Raw genomic sequence first — 13469 nt, 5'->3', positions numbered from 1 at the left:
CGCTGATGCGGATCCTGGGACTGACCGGCTCGATCGGGATGGGAAAATCCACCACCGCGAAACTGTTCGCGGAGGCCGGCGTGCCCGTCTACGACGCGGATGCCGCCGTGCATCAGCTCTACGAGGGGGAAGCTGCGCCGGCGATCGAAGCGGCCTTTCCCGGCACCACCGTGGACGGCAAGGTGGACCGGCCAAAGCTGTCTGCGCGCGTCGTGCACGATCCCGCCGCCATCAAGCAGCTCGAGCAGATCGTTCATCCCATGCTCGGCGCGTCCCGGCAAAAATTCTTCGCCGCGGCCGAGGCCGCCAAGGCGCCGGTCGTGGTGCTGGACATTCCGCTGCTGTTCGAGACCGGTGGCGAGACGCGGGTCGACGCCGTGGTCGTGGTCTCGACCTCGCCGGAACTCCAGCGCGAGCGGGTGCTGGCGCGCGGGACGATGGACGAAGCCAAGCTCGATGCCATCATCGCCAAGCAGACGCCCGACGCCGAGAAGCGCAAGCGGGCCGATTTCGTAGTGGATACGTCACACGGACTTGAGCCGGTGCGCGCCCAAATCAAGCACATCCTGGCCGAGGTCGTTAAGATGCCGCAGCGGCGAGCCTGATTCGCCGCCTCACAGCTCTCACGACGCTGATCTCAAGACGCCAGTTTCAAGACATGCGCGAAATCGTTCTCGACACCGAAACCACAGGCCTCGATCCGCTCCGCGGTGATCGCCTGGTCGAAATCGGCTGCGTCGAGATTCTCAACCGCATGCCGACCGGGCAGACGTACCACGTCTATATCAACCCCGAACGGGACATGCCGGCGGAAGCGTTCGCCGTGCACGGGCTGTCGGCCGAGTTCCTGTCGACCAAGCCGCTGTTCCATGAGGTCGCCGACGCGTTTCTGGAGTTCATCGGCGATGCGCCGCTGGTGATCCACAACGCCTCGTTCGACATCAGCTTCATCAATGCCGAGCTCGACCGCATCAAGCGCGCCGCGATCCCGCGCGAGCGGCTGGTCGACACGTTGCTGCTCGCGCGCCGCAAGCATCCCGGCGTGTCGAACCGGCTCGATGATCTCTGCTCGCGTTATTCGATCGACAATTCGCACCGCACCAAGCACGGCGCGCTGCTCGACGCAGAATTGCTCGCGGAAGTCTATGTCGATCTGGTGGGCGCACGGCAGTCGCAGCTGCTGCTGGCTTCGGAGAACGAAGAGATCAGGGTCAGTTCCGCCGGCGATGCGCCGCGGCGGCAGCGCCTGGTGCCGCTCGCGCCGCGGGTTTCGGATGCCGAGCGGGAGGCCCATCGGGCCTTCATCGCAACGATGGGCGAAAAGGCGATCTGGAACGAGTATCTCGCCGCTCCAGTCGCCCCTCCGGCTGGTTAAGGCCGCTAAGTCAGGCCTGGCCGGTCTGACCGGACTGAGCCGCCATTTGCCGCTCCATGTTCTGGCGATAGAGACCGACGAAGTCGACCGGATCCAGCATCAGCGGCGGGAACCCGCCGTCGCGCACCGCGGTCGCGATGATCTCGCGGGCGAACGGGAACAAGAGGCGCGGGCACTCGATCATCACCAGCGGATGCAGATTTTCCTTCGGCACGTTGGCGATGCGGAACACACCGGCATAGGCGAGCTCGAACGAGAACATCACTTTGCCAGCGGCCTCGGCCTTGCCTTCGACCGACAACGTCACCTCGAACTCCTGTTCGCTGAGGTTGTTGGCGCTGACATTGATCTGGATGTTGATCTGTGGCGGCTGGCTCTGCTGCTGGAGCGAGCTCGGCGCGTTGGGATTTTCGAACGAGAGGTCCTTGGTATATTGCGCCAGCACGTTGAGCTGGGGAGCCTGGGCCGCCTCGGGAGGGGTGCCGTTACCGTTGGTCATGGGGATGTCTCCTTACCCGATTTGGGCTGAATTTCGCGGCGGTTGGCTAACATAGGGTCGCCTCGTTCCACAAGGACGAACGGCCCCGGATCGGGAATTCGGCCTACGCCAACGACTGTGACGTTCATCCTGCCATTTCCGCTAAATAGCGCCTTAAACGATTGAAGATGCGCGATTTCCGCGCAGGATCGGGTTTCCCCTTAAGGATAAAACGCGCTACACTTGACACTGTGCCAAAAGGCGCCATTGGCCGGGCAAGATTTCGTGCCTACATCCCACGGACCTGACGTGGACCTAAAAAGGGCGATGTAGACTTGCCGTTTCCGTAGGGAACGGTCTACTGGCCGGATTGATTTTCCCGGCGACGACCCGAAGCCAAGACCCAGAGCAAAGACCAGAAAGCGAATACGACGTGGATATCTACACCATCATCTTCCTGGCGCTGGCGGTCTTCATCTTTCTGCGGCTGCGCAGCGTGCTCGGGCAGCGGACCGGCAACGAGCGGCCACCGTTCGATCGCACCGCCGCTCGCAATGCGCTGGGAAGTGGCCAGGACAACAACGTCGTGACCATGCCGGGCAAGGTCATCGACCAGGCGCCCCAGGCGCCGACGGCCGAGCCGGCCTCGCCTTCCGATCGCTGGAAGGGCCTGGCCGAGCCGGGCACGGCACTGGCGCAGGGCCTGGATACCATTGTCGACAAGGATTCGACCTTCGACCCGCGTCATTTCATCTCGGGCGCCCGCGGCGCCTACGAGATGATCGTGCTGGCCTTTGCCAATGGCGACCGCCGCGCGCTGCGCGACCTGTTGTCGTCGGACGTCTATGACAGCTTCGACGCCGCGATCAAGGAGCGCGAGAGGAACGAGCAGAAGACCGAGACCCGCTTCGTCTCGATCGACAAGGCCGAGCTCGTCGGCGCCGAGCTGCGCGACCGCACCGCCCAGCTTACCGTGCGTTTCGTCTCGCAGATGATCTCGGCCACCCGCGACAAGGCCGGCAACATCGTCGACGGGAGTGCCGACACGGTCGCCGACATCACCGACATCTGGACTTTCGCCCGCGACGTCACCTCTCGCGATCCGAACTGGAAGCTGGTTGGCACCGGAAGCGCGAATTAAGCTCTTTCTCAAGAACGGCGCGACGGCGCTCTGCGCAGGCGCCGTCGTGCTGTCGTCGTTTTCGCTCGGCGCCGAGGCATCGCGGCGCCACTATCGCAGCCATCACCATCATCATCCGTCGCAATTGCCCGCCGCCCCGCCGCGGGCCTTGCCCTATCCGCAGCTCCCCCTGCCGCTCGAAATTCCCGGCGCGCAATATCTGCCGCTGGTCTGGGCCGACGTGAAGGGCTGGAGCGACGACGATCATCTCGCGGCGTACAAGACGTTCCGCGCCAGCTGCAAGCCGATCAATGGCCAAACCGGTGTGACTGAACCGAAGGCGCTGGCAGGCTCGCTGAGTGAGCCTTGCAAGGCCGCCAAGACGCTCGAGTTGAGCGACGACGCCAAAGCAAAAACCTTCTTCGAGGAGAATTTTTCGCCGCTGCGCATCTCGCGGCTCGGCGAGCCCGATGGCTTCGTCACCGGATATTACGAGCCGGTGCTGGAGGGATCGCGCACGCAGACCGAAATCTACAATGTTCCGGTCTATCGCCGTCCCTCGAATCTGTTCGTGCGTGGCTACAAGCAGGATTCGGTGAGCTTGCCTAACAAGGGGCCGGTCTATCGCAAGATCGGCCGCCGCAAGCTGGTGCCCTATTATGACCGCGGCGAGATCGAGGACGGCAAGATCGCCGGCCGCGGGCTGGAGATCGCCTGGCTGAAGGATTCGACCGATCTCTTGTTCGCACAGATCCAGGGCTCGGCGCGGATCAAATTCGAGGACGGCAGCTCGGTTCGGCTGAATTACGACGCCTATAACGGCTATCCCTACACCGCCGTCGGGCGCATCCTGATCGAGCGCGGCATCATTCCGAAGGAAGAGATGTCGATGCAGAAGATCCGGGAATGGATGACGCAGAACCCCGATGGTGCCAAGGAGCTGCGCCGCCAGAACCGCGCCTACATCTTCTTCCGCGAGGTCAACCTCTCCGACAAGGACGAGGCGGTGGGCGCGCAGGGCATTCCGCTGACGGCGGGCCGCTCGATCGCGGTCGACAAGACGCTGCATGTCTACGGCACGCCGTTCTTCATCGAGGGCGAGCTGCCGATCGAGTCGGAGCGTTCGAAAACGCCGTTCCATCGGCTGATGATCGCGCAGGACACCGGCTCGGCCATCATCGGACCCGCGCGCGCCGATCTGTTTTTCGGTGCAGGCCAGGAGGCTGGCCGCGTCTCCGGCCGGCTGCGCCATCCCATGCGCTTCGTGATGCTGGTGCCGAAGGGTCTCGACCCCTCGATGCGGGCGGCGCGGCTACCGGTGCCTGATCCGCGCCCGTCGGAGAAGATCGCAAAACTGTTTCCGCAGACCGATCCGGGAAAGGGGGCGGCGAAGCCGGCTGCTGCCGCCGGTGCTGCGGAAACCAAGACCGACACGGTTGCGATCGCCGGTCCGGTCCCGCTGCCGGCGCCGCGGCCCGTGATCGAGCCCGCTCCTGAACCGCAGCGGCCGGTGAAGAAACGGCCCCATCGGCAGCAATGAAGCGATCGTCCCGTCCGCCCGTGCTGGAGCCTCGCCCCTCGCCGCGCCGCCGCGCGCTGAGCGAGGAGGAACGCGAGCTATGGGATACTGTCGCCAAACAGGTGAAGCCGCTGCGGAAGCATCGCGTGGCCAAGGCGCATCCGGCGCCGCCTGCCGGGCCTTCACGCGTGGCTCCCGTGACCCGGCCTTCACCGCCGGCAAGGCCGATGACCGCTGCGCCGGCGCGGGGGGCTGCGAAACCCCAGATCCCGCCCCTCGCGCCGCTCGGCAAGCGCGAGCGCACAAAGCTGTCGCGCGGCCGCAGCGAGATCGAGGCGCGGCTCGATCTGCACGGCATGACCCAGATGCGCGCGCATCGCGCCTTGACCGGATTCCTGCACCGCGCCCATCACGATGGCCTGACCTTCGTGCTCGTCATCACCGGCAAGGGCCGCAGCGGCGGCGAAAGCGGGGTGCTGCGGCGCCAGGTGCCGGAATGGCTGAGCCTGCCGGAATTCCGCGCCTTCGTCGTCGGCTTTGAGGAAGCCGCCATCGGCCATGGCGGCGAAGGCGCGCTGTATGTGCGGATCAGGCGGGCGAGAGGTTAGCGGTCTCTCCCTAATAATCCGCGCGCGGGGGAGCGAGCGGACCGCCTAAAACGGCCGGATGATTCCGACGCGCGGGATCAGCGTCAGGATCACGCCAAAGATATTGGTGCTCCGATCCTCCGCCGGGATCAGCGCCGTCTCCCGAGCGGCCGGCAGCATCTTCACCGCATGCAGGATCAGGAACATGCAGACCGCCCAGTTCGAGATCCAGCGCGAATAGTCGAACACCATCGCGAACATCACGACATAGCCGAGGCTGACGCCGATCAGCGCCGCGATCACGAGGCGGCGGTGCGCCTCGCATGCGAGTGCGCCGATCAGCTTCGCAAGATAGCGCCACAGTGGCGTGTGCAGCCAGATCAGCAGCGCGAAAACCGGCACGCCGAGGATGTTGTGCGGCAGGCGGCCCCAGGTGTCCGCGACCTCCTTCGCCAGCGGCTGGGACCAGATATAGGCGAACTGCAAGAGGTCGGTACGGGACGGATCGGCCATTCGCGTCTGCAGATAGGCGATGAAATCCGCTTGCGGGATCGGCATCGTTCCCAGGAACTGCGCGGCGAAGAACAGTGCGGCGACGAGCGCGAGCGCGATGACGCCGAAGGCGATGTTCGTGCGATTGCAGCCATGGGCCAGATAGTGCCTGACCACGACGATGGTGATGATCGTCGGCACGTACATCAGCAGATGAATGTGGTGGATCAGCACCAGCACGATCGCAAACAGCGCGGCCGTTGCCACGAACAGCAACGAGCCGGCCGGCATCAGCAGCAGGATGATCGCCAGCGAGCAGCCATAGATGTCGAAATGGCCGAGCGTGTGCATGAAGTTCTTCAGGAAGAACGGCGAGCCCGCCATGAACACGAACAGCGGCAGCGTCTTGGCGGAGAAGCCGAACGTTTTCTGAAACAGCCTCGCATAGAGACCCAGCGTCACCAGCCACGTCGCGCCGCCGAGTGCGAACACCAGCCAGACCGACACCTTGTCAGTGAACAGCGCGACAATTGCCCCGATCAGCGCGCGCTTGATGAAGCCGAAATGGTAGTCGACCAGGAGATGGATATAGGGGACGTAAGGCGGCAGCTGAATCTTGTGAACGAACACGCCAACGATGACCGCCGCGTTGATCGCGAGCAGGAGACGCCAGGGATTTTGCAGGATGCGCACGGTCACGCCGCATCAATAGCGTGACCGCCCGAAATTACAAAATGAACCGGCTCAGATCGGCGTTCTTGGCGAGGTCGCCGACGTGCTTCTGCACGAAATCCGCGTCGACCTTGACGGTCTCGCCGCTGCGGTCGGGGGCGGTGAAGGAGATCTCGTCCAGCACCCGCTCCATCACGGTCTGCAGCCGCCGCGCGCCGATGTTCTCGACGGTGGAATTGACGGCGACCGCGACGTCGGCGAGCGCGTCGATGGCGCTATCGGTGATGTCGAGCGTCACGCCCTCGGTCCGCATCAGGGCGACATATTGCTTGATCAGCGAGGCCTCGGGCTCGGTCAGGATGCGGCGCATGTCGTCGCGGGTCAGCGCCTGCAATTCGACGCGGATCGGCAGGCGGCCCTGCAATTCCGGCAGCAGGTCCGACGGCTTGGCGACGTGGAAGGCGCCGGAGGCGATGAACAGGATGTGGTCGGTCTTCACCGCGCCGTGCTTGGTCGAAACCGTGGTGCCCTCGATCAGCGGCAGCAGATCGCGCTGCACGCCCTCGCGCGAGACATCGCCGGCGGCGCGGCCTTCGCGCGCGCAGATCTTGTCGATCTCGTCGAGGAACACGATGCCGTTGTTCTCGACCGCGCTGATCGCCTCGAGCGTCAGCTGATCGGTGTCCAGCAGCTTGTCGGATTCCTCGTTGACGAGGATCTCGTGCGAGCCCTCGACCGTGAGCCGTCGCGTCTTGCTGCGGCCGCCGAGCTTGCCGAAGATGTCGCCGATCGAGATCGCGCCCATCTGTGCGCCCGGCATGCCCGGGATCTCGAACATCGGCAGGCCGCCGCCGGACGATTGCGTCTCGATCTCGATTTCCTTGTCGTTGAGCTCGCCGGCGCGCAGCTTCTTGCGGAAGGATTCCCGCGTCGTCGAAGAGGCATTGGCGCCGACGAGAGCATCGAGCACGCGCTCCTCGGCGGCGAGCTGGGCGCGGGCCTGCACGTCCTTGCGCTTCCTCTCTCGCACCTGGGCGATCGCGACCTCGACGAGATCGCGTACGATCTGCTCGACGTCGCGGCCGACATAGCCGACCTCGGTGAATTTCGTTGCCTCCACCTTCAGGAACGGCGCATTCGCGAGCTTGGCGAGCCGCCGCGCGATCTCGGTCTTACCGACGCCGGTGGGGCCGATCATCAGAATGTTCTTCGGCAGCACCTCTTCGCGCAAGGAGCCTTCGAGCTGCTGGCGGCGCCAGCGGTTGCGCAGCGCGATCGAGACGGCGCGCTTGGCGTCGGCTTGACCGACGATGAAGCGGTCGAGTTCGGAAACGATTTCGCGGGGAGAGAAGTCTGTCATGTCTGTCTAGCTAGGGCGGGAGGCGGCCAAGGACAAGTCGCTTTTGTGGTCAGATGATGGGCGGGCCGGATTGCCATTGTTTAACGGCTTCGATCGGATGGATCAGCATCAGGATATTGAGCGTCAGATTGTCGCGAATGTGGAGCGCCAGCATGATCTCGAAGGCGAGGCCGATCAGGATCGTCGCCGACACCGGCAGCACGCGCGCGACGAGGAACCCGAGCACCATGGCCAGATTGTCGGAAACCGAATTGACGATGCTGTCGCCGAAATAATCCAGCGAGATCGTGCCGGCGCGGTAGCGCTCGATGATGAACGGCGAGTTCTCGACGATCTCCCAGGCGCCTTCGATCAGCATCGCGACGATCAATCTTGCCGGCCAAGATAAACTTGGAAGAGGGAGAGGCAGGAACGGCAGGGGCACGAACAGCAGCCAGGTCAGGCCGTAGAACAGGAAGCCGTGCAGGATGTGCGAGAAGCTGTACCAGTCGGCGATGTGTTGGGAATTCTCCGAGCTGTTCACCACGCCGTGCCACAGCTTGACATAGCCGCAGGTGCAGATCGGCACGCGGCCCATCGCGAACAGGATCGCGGCCTGCAGCGCCAACAGCAGCAGCGCGATGCCGACCCAGGCGAGCGGCGGAAACGCGACCTTGCTCTCGCGCGCGTGGACCAGCGTCATGGTTCACGCACCATCAGCAGCGCCGGCCCGTCCGGCGTCTCAACGATGCGGTCGCGGATGAAGCCGGCTTTCTCATAGGCGCGCAAGGCGCGTGCGTTGAGCGGATCGGGATCGGTGACCATGCGAGGCAGGCCGCTGCGAAACTGCTCATCGACGAACTGGCGGATGAACGCCGAACCGTGACCGCGTTCGATCATGTCGCTTTCACCGATGAACTGGTCGATCCCACGCGTACCCTCCGGTTGCGGCCCGAAGCCCGTATTCCAGGCGGTCAGGCGGTAGCACTGAAGATAGCCGAGGGGCTGCCGGCCGGCCAACACGATGAATTGGTCCATGGCCGGCTCGTCGAGATCGCCGCTGACGAGCGCAAACTGCTCGTCCGGATCACCCCACCATTGCCTCACATGCGCCTCGCCCAGCCATCGCCGGATCAGCGGCAGGTCGGCCCTGGTCATCGGGCGGAAGGCATGGGCGGTCGGCATCGCCTAGCCAGTCGCCAAGCTCTCAATGGTCAAATTGCGGTTGGTGTAGACGCAGATGTCGGCCGCGATGTCGAGGGAACGGCGGACGATGGTCTCGGCGTCCTTGTCGGTGTCGAGCAGGGCCCGGGCCGCCGCCAAGGCATAGTTGCCGCCAGAGCCGATCGCCATCACGCCGGCCTCGGGCTCCAGCACGTCGCCGGTGCCTGTGAGCACGAGGGAGACGTCCTTGTCGGCCACGATCATCATGGCCTCCAGCCGCCGCAAATAGCGGTCGGTGCGCCAGTCCTTGGCCAGCTCCACGGCGGCCCGGGTCAGCTGCCCAGGATATTGGTCGAGCTTGGCTTCGAGCCGCTCGAACAGGGTGAAGGCGTCGGCGGTCGCGCCGGCAAAGCCGCCGATAACGTCGCCCTTGCCCAGCTTGCGGACCTTCTTGGCGTTGGACTTGATCACGGTCTGGCCGATCGAGACCTGGCCGTCGCCGCCGACCACCACCTTGCCGCCCTTGCGGACCGTCAAAATCGTGGTGCCGTGCCAGCCCGGCGAGCGGTTCTGGGAATCTTGCATGGATGACCCTCGTTGTCGGCCTGATTTAGGCGGTCGGGGAGCAGGGCACAACGGGCCGTTCCGGACCAAATTTCGCTCACCATAGGCAGAAGTAGAGGCCCGGCCAGCCGTTCCCGCAGTAGCGAAGGCGTCATTTGGCTGTTAAGAGACTGGCGTTTTCGGCTCCCAAGCTAGAATGGAAACCGCATTTCAATGCGCACCGCGACGATCAAGCGCAAGACCAAGGAAACCGACATCGAGGTCTCCGTGAACCTCGATGGCACCGGCGTGGCCAATATCGCGACCGGCATCGGCTTTTTCGACCATATGCTCGATCTCCTCGCCCGCCATTCCCGCATCGATCTCACGGTCAAAGCGGCGGGCGATCTGCACATTGATTACCACCATACCACCGAAGACACCGGCATCGCGCTCGGCCAGGCGGTCAAGCAGGCGCTCGGTAACATGGCGGGCATCACCCGCTATGCCGGCGTGCACATGCCCATGGACGAGACGCTGACGCGCGTGGTCATCGACATCTCGGGTCGCCCGTTCCTGGTGTTCAAGGCCGACTTCCCCCGCGACAAGATCGGTGAGTTCGACACCGAGCTGGTGCGCGAGTGGTTCCAGGCCTTCGCCATCAACGCCGGCGTGACTCTCCACGTCGAGACCCTATATGGCGATAACAGCCACCATATCGCCGAGTCCTGCTTCAAGGGTCTGGCGCGGGCGCTGCGCACGGCGGTCGCGATCGATCCGAAGGCCGTGGGCGAGATCCCGTCCACCAAGGGCTCGCTCGGCGGCTGACCTTTTCGGCCGGCGGCGCGCGCCGCTTGCGGTATCACTGAATTTCTAGGAACGGGGCATCACCATGCCTGTCTACACGGTTCATGCTCCCTCCCCCGCCGGAGCCGATCTGCGTGCGACCGACAAGTTCGTGTTCGTGCGCGACGGCTTTCATTTCTGGGCGATGATCTTCGGACCGTTCTGGCTGCTGTGGAATCGGCTGTGGCTGGCCCTGATCGGCTATCTGATCTTCGTGGCGGCGTTCAACGCGGGGCTGTCGAGCCTCGGTGTCGGACGTTCGTCGATTTTCCTCGCCGATCTCATCGTTGCCCTGCTGATGGGTCTCGAGGCTTCGAGCCTGCGCCGCTGGACGCTGTCGCGCGGCAGATGGCGCCAGCTGGACGTGGTGATTGCCGACGACGAGGACACCGCCGAACGCCGCTTCTTCGAGCGCTGGAGCCAGAAGCAGCACGGCATCGTGAACGATCAATGGGCCGTCGATCGCGGCGGCCCGCCGCCGACCCGCGGCGTGCCGGGCCAGCAATTCTCGAACCCGCCGCCCATTCCGGCCGGCGGCATCATCGGGTTGTTTCCAGAACCGGGAGGGTCAAGATGAGCGTCGCCATCATCGATTACGGTTCCGGAAACCTGCATTCCGCCGCGAAAGCCTTCGAGCGCGCCGCGCGCGGCCTGGAAAATCCGCAGAAGGTCTTCGTCACCAGCGATCCCGATCGGGCTTACGAGGCTGACCGCCTGGTGCTGCCCGGCGTCGGCGCCTTTGCCGATTGCCGGCGCGGGTTAGACGCCGTCAACGGCATGGTCGAGGCGATCACCGAAGCCGTGCGCGTCAAGGCGCGGCCGTTCTTCGGCATCTGCGTCGGCATGCAGTTGATGGAAAGCCGCGGCAAGGAGCATGTCATCACCGAAGGCCTGAACTGGATCGGCGGCGACGTCGAGAAGATCACGCCGCGCGACGAGAGCCTGAAGATCCCGCACATGGGCTGGAACACGCTCGAGGTGCTCAGGGAGCATCCGGTGCTGAACAAGCTGCCGCTCGGCCCCAAGGGCCAGCACGCCTATTTCGTGCATTCCTACCACCTCAATCCCGCCAGCGAGGCGGACGTGCTGGCGCGCGCAGATTACGGCGGGGCCGTCACCGCGATCGTCGCGAAGGACACCGCCATCGGCACGCAGTTTCACCCCGAGAAGAGCCAGCGCTTCGGCCTCGCTCTGATCTCGAATTTCTTGCGATGGAAACCGTGATGGTTGCTCCGCGCTCCCTTGTGACCTCCCCCCTTGTGGGGGAGGTCGAACGCGCAGCGTTCGGGAGGGGGGTAGCCGCAACGGCGGTGTTCGTGGCCTACCCCTCTCCCCAACCCTCCCCCACAAGGGGGGAGGGAGCGCACTGTTTGCGCAGAAAAAACTTGGCTCAATCATGATCCTCTTTCCCGCGATCGATCTCAAGAACGGCCAGTGCGTGCGCCTCGAGCAAGGCGACATGGCGCGCGCGACGGTGTTCAACCTCAATCCCGCCGCGCAGGCGCAGAGCTTCGTCGAGCAGGGTTTTGAGTATCTCCACGTCGTCGACCTCGACGGTGCCTTTGCCGGCAAGCCGGTGAACGCCGAGGCCGTCGAGGCGATGCTGAAGACGATCAAGATTCCGGTGCAGCTCGGCGGCGGCATTCGCGATCTCAAGACCGTCGAAGCCTGGCTCGACAAGGGCATCACCCGCGTCATCATCGGCACCGCTGCGGTGCGCGATCCCGAGCTGGTGAAGGCTGCGGCGAAGAAATTCCCCGGCCGCGTCGCGGTCGGGCTGGACGCGCGCGACGGCAAGGTCGCGGTCGAAGGCTGGGCCGAGACCTCGCAAGTCACGGCGCTGGAGATCGCCAAGCGGTTCGAGGATGCCGGCGTTGCCGCCATCATCTTCACCGACATCGCGCGCGACGGCCTGCTCAAGGGCCTGAACCTGGATGCGACCATCGCGCTGGCCGATGCCATCTCGATCCCCGTGATCGCCTCCGGCGGCCTCGCCTCGATCGCGGATGTCAAGGCGATGCTGACGCCGCGCGCATCGAGGCTCGCCGGCGCGATCGCGGGCCGCGCGCTTTACGACGGCCGGCTCGATCCCGCCGCAGCCCTCACCCTGATCCGCAACGCGCGCGCGCCCGGGAGCTGACACATGTTCAAGGTCCGCGTGATCCCCTGCCTCGACGTCAAGGACGGCCGCGTCGTCAAGGGCGTCAACTTCGTCGATCTGCGCGATGCCGGCGATCCCGTCGAAGCCGCGATCGCCTATGACGCCGCCGGCGCCGACGAGCTCACTTTCCTCGACATCACCGCCACCCACGAGAACCGCGGCATCATGCTGGACGTGGTCCGCCGCACGGCGGAAGCCTGCTTCATGCCCGTGACCGTCGGCGGCGGCGTGCGCGAGGTCAACGACATCAAGACGCTGCTGCGCGCCGGCGCCGACAAGGTCTCGATCAACAGCGCGGCGGTATCCCGCCGCGAGTTCGTCAAGGAAGCTGCCGAAAAATTCGGCGAGCAGTGCGTGGTGGTCGCGATCGACGCCAAGCGGGTCAAGCGTCCGGGCGGCGATCGCTGGGAGATCTTCACCCATGGCGGCCGCAACTCGACCGGCATCGACGCCATCGAATATGCCCAGGAAGTGGTCGCGCTCGGCGCCGGTGAAATCCTGCTCACCTCGATGGATCGCGACGGCACCAGGCAAGGCTTCGACATCCCGCTGACCCGGGCGATCGCCGACAGTGTGCCCGTCCCGGTGATCGCCTCGGGCGGCGTCGGCAATCTCGATCATCTGGTCGACGGCATCCGCGACGGACACGCCACAGCCGTGCTGGCGGCCTCGATCTTCCATTTCGGGGAATTCACCATCCGTGAAGCCAAGGAGCACATGGCCCGCCGCGGGCTGCCGATGCGCCTCGATGCCTGACGACTCCGACCTGCAAAAATGCTACATAAGCCGGTGGGGAACGGCTTCCGTGGCCTCATGTGTTTCCGAGTAATCCGATGCCGCGTTTCACGATCCATGATCTGGTCGAGACCATCGACGCCCGCGCCGCGGCCGGCGGCGAGGTGTCGTATACCCGCAAGCTGCTCGACAAGGGCGCCGAGCATTGCGCCAAGAAGTTCGGCGAGGAAGCAGTCGAAACCGTAATCGCAGCAGTCGAAAACGACCGCGCGCATCTGATCGCCGAGGGCGCGGACCTGCTCTATCATTTCCTTGTGCTTTTGAAGGCACGCGGCATAAAGCTAGAAGAGGTCGAGGCTGCGCTGGGCAAGCGCACGTCGATGTCAGGGTTGGAAGAAAAGGCGTCGCGCAAGAGCGATTGATCGAAGCAACGGAAAG

Annotated in this window: 17 protein-coding genes; 11 read left to right on the top strand and 6 right to left on the bottom strand. The window is 64.7% G+C overall.

Translation table 11 applies throughout. The annotated features are described in order from the left end of the window. The first annotated feature begins 5 nt into the window (after window positions 1-5). Together coaE and dnaQ are read left to right on the top strand one after the other, a co-directional pair. Entirely contained in the window at window positions 6-605 is a 600-nt protein-coding gene (coaE, locus tag X268_RS32825; RefSeq protein WP_128929460.1) for a dephospho-CoA kinase, read from the top strand. A gap of 29 nt (window positions 606-634) precedes the next feature. After that, window positions 635-1375: a DNA polymerase III subunit epsilon gene (dnaQ, locus tag X268_RS32820; RefSeq protein ID WP_283818302.1), complete on the top strand. Its 741-nt coding sequence runs from the start codon at window positions 635-637 to the stop codon at window positions 1373-1375. A gap of 10 nt (window positions 1376-1385) precedes the next feature. On the opposite strand, the gene secB is transcribed toward dnaQ, so the two are convergent. After that, window positions 1386-1874, bottom strand: a complete 489-nt coding sequence (gene secB, locus X268_RS32815; protein ID WP_128928787.1) for a protein-export chaperone SecB — start codon at window positions 1872-1874, stop codon at window positions 1386-1388. Window positions 1875-2286: 412 nt separating this feature from the next. Here secB and X268_RS32810 point away from each other — a divergent pair, with 412 nt between their 5' ends. The 3 genes from X268_RS32810 to X268_RS32800 are packed head-to-tail and all read left to right on the top strand — an operon-like array spanning window position 2287 to window position 5100. Next, window positions 2287-2994 (top strand): Tim44/TimA family putative adaptor protein, encoded by a 708-nt coding sequence (locus tag X268_RS32810; protein ID WP_128928786.1) that lies wholly within the window; start codon window positions 2287-2289, stop codon window positions 2992-2994. After that, window positions 2972-4513, top strand: a complete 1542-nt coding sequence (gene mltA / locus X268_RS32805) for a murein transglycosylase A (protein ID WP_164938053.1) — start codon at window positions 2972-2974, stop codon at window positions 4511-4513. The genes X268_RS32810 and mltA overlap by 23 nt, the downstream gene beginning before the upstream one ends. Then, a complete protein-coding gene (locus X268_RS32800) occupies window positions 4510-5100 on the top strand; it encodes a Smr/MutS family protein (RefSeq protein ID WP_128928785.1) in 591 nt (196 codons plus the stop codon). Before mltA ends, X268_RS32800 begins: the two co-directional genes overlap by 4 nt. 45 nt (window positions 5101-5145) lie before the next feature. Here X268_RS32800 and X268_RS32795 read toward each other — a convergent pair whose 3' ends face one another. The 5 genes from X268_RS32795 to hslV are packed head-to-tail and all read right to left on the bottom strand — an operon-like array spanning window position 5146 to window position 9331. Continuing rightward, complete coding sequence (locus tag X268_RS32795; protein ID WP_128928784.1) at window positions 5146-6270, bottom strand: hypothetical protein; 1125 nt, start codon at window positions 6268-6270, stop codon at window positions 5146-5148. A gap of 28 nt (window positions 6271-6298) precedes the next feature. Further along, window positions 6299-7603 carry an ATP-dependent protease ATPase subunit HslU gene (gene hslU / locus X268_RS32790; RefSeq protein ID WP_128928783.1) on the bottom strand — a complete coding sequence of 435 codons (1305 nt, stop codon included), beginning with the start codon at window positions 7601-7603 and terminating at the stop codon, window positions 6299-6301. 49 nt (window positions 7604-7652) lie between these two features. Then, entirely contained in the window at window positions 7653-8285 is a 633-nt protein-coding gene (locus tag X268_RS32785; RefSeq protein ID WP_128928782.1) for a DUF2585 domain-containing protein, read from the bottom strand. Continuing rightward, entirely contained in the window at window positions 8282-8767 is a 486-nt protein-coding gene (locus X268_RS32780; protein ID WP_128928781.1) for a GNAT family N-acetyltransferase, read from the bottom strand. The genes X268_RS32785 and X268_RS32780 overlap by 4 nt, the downstream gene beginning before the upstream one ends. A gap of 3 nt (window positions 8768-8770) precedes the next feature. Next, window positions 8771-9331 carry an ATP-dependent protease subunit HslV gene (gene hslV, locus X268_RS32775; RefSeq protein WP_128928780.1) on the bottom strand — a complete coding sequence of 187 codons (561 nt, stop codon included), beginning with the start codon at window positions 9329-9331 and terminating at the stop codon, window positions 8771-8773. 192 nt (window positions 9332-9523) lie between these two features. Between hslV and hisB the strand changes: the two genes are divergently transcribed. The 6 genes from hisB to X268_RS32745 all read left to right on the top strand — a co-directional run bounded on the left by hisB (window position 9524) and on the right by X268_RS32745 (window position 13453). Further along, the gene (gene hisB, locus X268_RS32770; RefSeq protein ID WP_128928779.1) at window positions 9524-10117 is read left to right on the top strand and encodes an imidazoleglycerol-phosphate dehydratase HisB; all 594 of its coding nucleotides are present in this window, start codon (window positions 9524-9526) and stop codon (window positions 10115-10117) included. 64 nt (window positions 10118-10181) lie between these two features. Continuing rightward, complete coding sequence (locus X268_RS32765) at window positions 10182-10712, top strand: DUF2628 domain-containing protein (RefSeq protein WP_128928778.1); 531 nt, start codon at window positions 10182-10184, stop codon at window positions 10710-10712. Next, window positions 10709-11359, top strand: coding sequence for an imidazole glycerol phosphate synthase subunit HisH (gene hisH / locus X268_RS32760; protein WP_128928777.1), 651 nt, complete (start codon window positions 10709-10711; stop codon window positions 11357-11359). Before X268_RS32765 ends, hisH begins: the two co-directional genes overlap by 4 nt. 172 nt (window positions 11360-11531) lie before the next feature. After that, window positions 11532-12275 carry a 1-(5-phosphoribosyl)-5-[(5-phosphoribosylamino)methylideneamino]imidazole-4-carboxamide isomerase gene (hisA, locus tag X268_RS32755; RefSeq protein ID WP_128928776.1) on the top strand — a complete coding sequence of 248 codons (744 nt, stop codon included), beginning with the start codon at window positions 11532-11534 and terminating at the stop codon, window positions 12273-12275. Window positions 12276-12278: 3 nt separating this feature from the next. Further along, window positions 12279-13052: an imidazole glycerol phosphate synthase subunit HisF gene (hisF, locus tag X268_RS32750; RefSeq protein WP_028133461.1), complete on the top strand. Its 774-nt coding sequence runs from the start codon at window positions 12279-12281 to the stop codon at window positions 13050-13052. A gap of 77 nt (window positions 13053-13129) precedes the next feature. After that, entirely contained in the window at window positions 13130-13453 is a 324-nt protein-coding gene (locus X268_RS32745; RefSeq protein WP_128928775.1) for a phosphoribosyl-ATP diphosphatase, read from the top strand. Window positions 13454-13469 lie beyond the last annotated feature (16 nt).

Source organism: Bradyrhizobium guangxiense (assembly GCF_004114915.1).
In the GTDB taxonomy this organism is placed as follows: domain Bacteria; phylum Pseudomonadota; class Alphaproteobacteria; order Rhizobiales; family Xanthobacteraceae; genus Bradyrhizobium; species Bradyrhizobium guangxiense.
The sequence above is the reverse complement of the archived record's forward strand: the minus strand, read 5'-3'. Positions and strand labels throughout refer to the sequence as shown.

Bases quoted from the DNA above. Each gene is read 5' to 3' on its own strand.
- X268_RS32800 (WP_128928785.1), top strand. From the start codon at position 4,510: ATGAAGCGATCGTCCCGTCCGCCCGTGCTGGAGCCTCGCCCCTCGCCG.
- hisF (WP_028133461.1), top strand. From the start codon at position 12,279: ATGTTCAAGGTCCGCGTGATCCCCTGCCTCGACGTCAAGGACGGCCGC.
- X268_RS32765 (WP_128928778.1), top strand. From the start codon at position 10,182: ATGCCTGTCTACACGGTTCATGCTCCCTCCCCCGCCGGAGCCGATCTG.
- hisA (WP_128928776.1), top strand. From the start codon at position 11,532: ATGATCCTCTTTCCCGCGATCGATCTCAAGAACGGCCAGTGCGTGCGC.
- secB (WP_128928787.1), bottom strand. From the start codon at position 1,874: ATGACCAACGGTAACGGCACCCCTCCCGAGGCGGCCCAGGCTCCCCAG.
- coaE (WP_128929460.1), top strand. From the start codon at position 6: ATGCGGATCCTGGGACTGACCGGCTCGATCGGGATGGGAAAATCCACC.
- hslV (WP_128928780.1), bottom strand. From the start codon at position 9,331: ATGCAAGATTCCCAGAACCGCTCGCCGGGCTGGCACGGCACCACGATT.
- hisB (WP_128928779.1), top strand. From the start codon at position 9,524: ATGCGCACCGCGACGATCAAGCGCAAGACCAAGGAAACCGACATCGAG.
- X268_RS32780 (WP_128928781.1), bottom strand. From the start codon at position 8,767: ATGCCGACCGCCCATGCCTTCCGCCCGATGACCAGGGCCGACCTGCCG.
- hisH (WP_128928777.1), top strand. From the start codon at position 10,709: ATGAGCGTCGCCATCATCGATTACGGTTCCGGAAACCTGCATTCCGCC.
- X268_RS32745 (WP_128928775.1), top strand. From the start codon at position 13,130: ATGCCGCGTTTCACGATCCATGATCTGGTCGAGACCATCGACGCCCGC.
- hslU (WP_128928783.1), bottom strand. From the start codon at position 7,603: ATGACAGACTTCTCTCCCCGCGAAATCGTTTCCGAACTCGACCGCTTC.
- X268_RS32785 (WP_128928782.1), bottom strand. From the start codon at position 8,285: ATGACGCTGGTCCACGCGCGCGAGAGCAAGGTCGCGTTTCCGCCGCTC.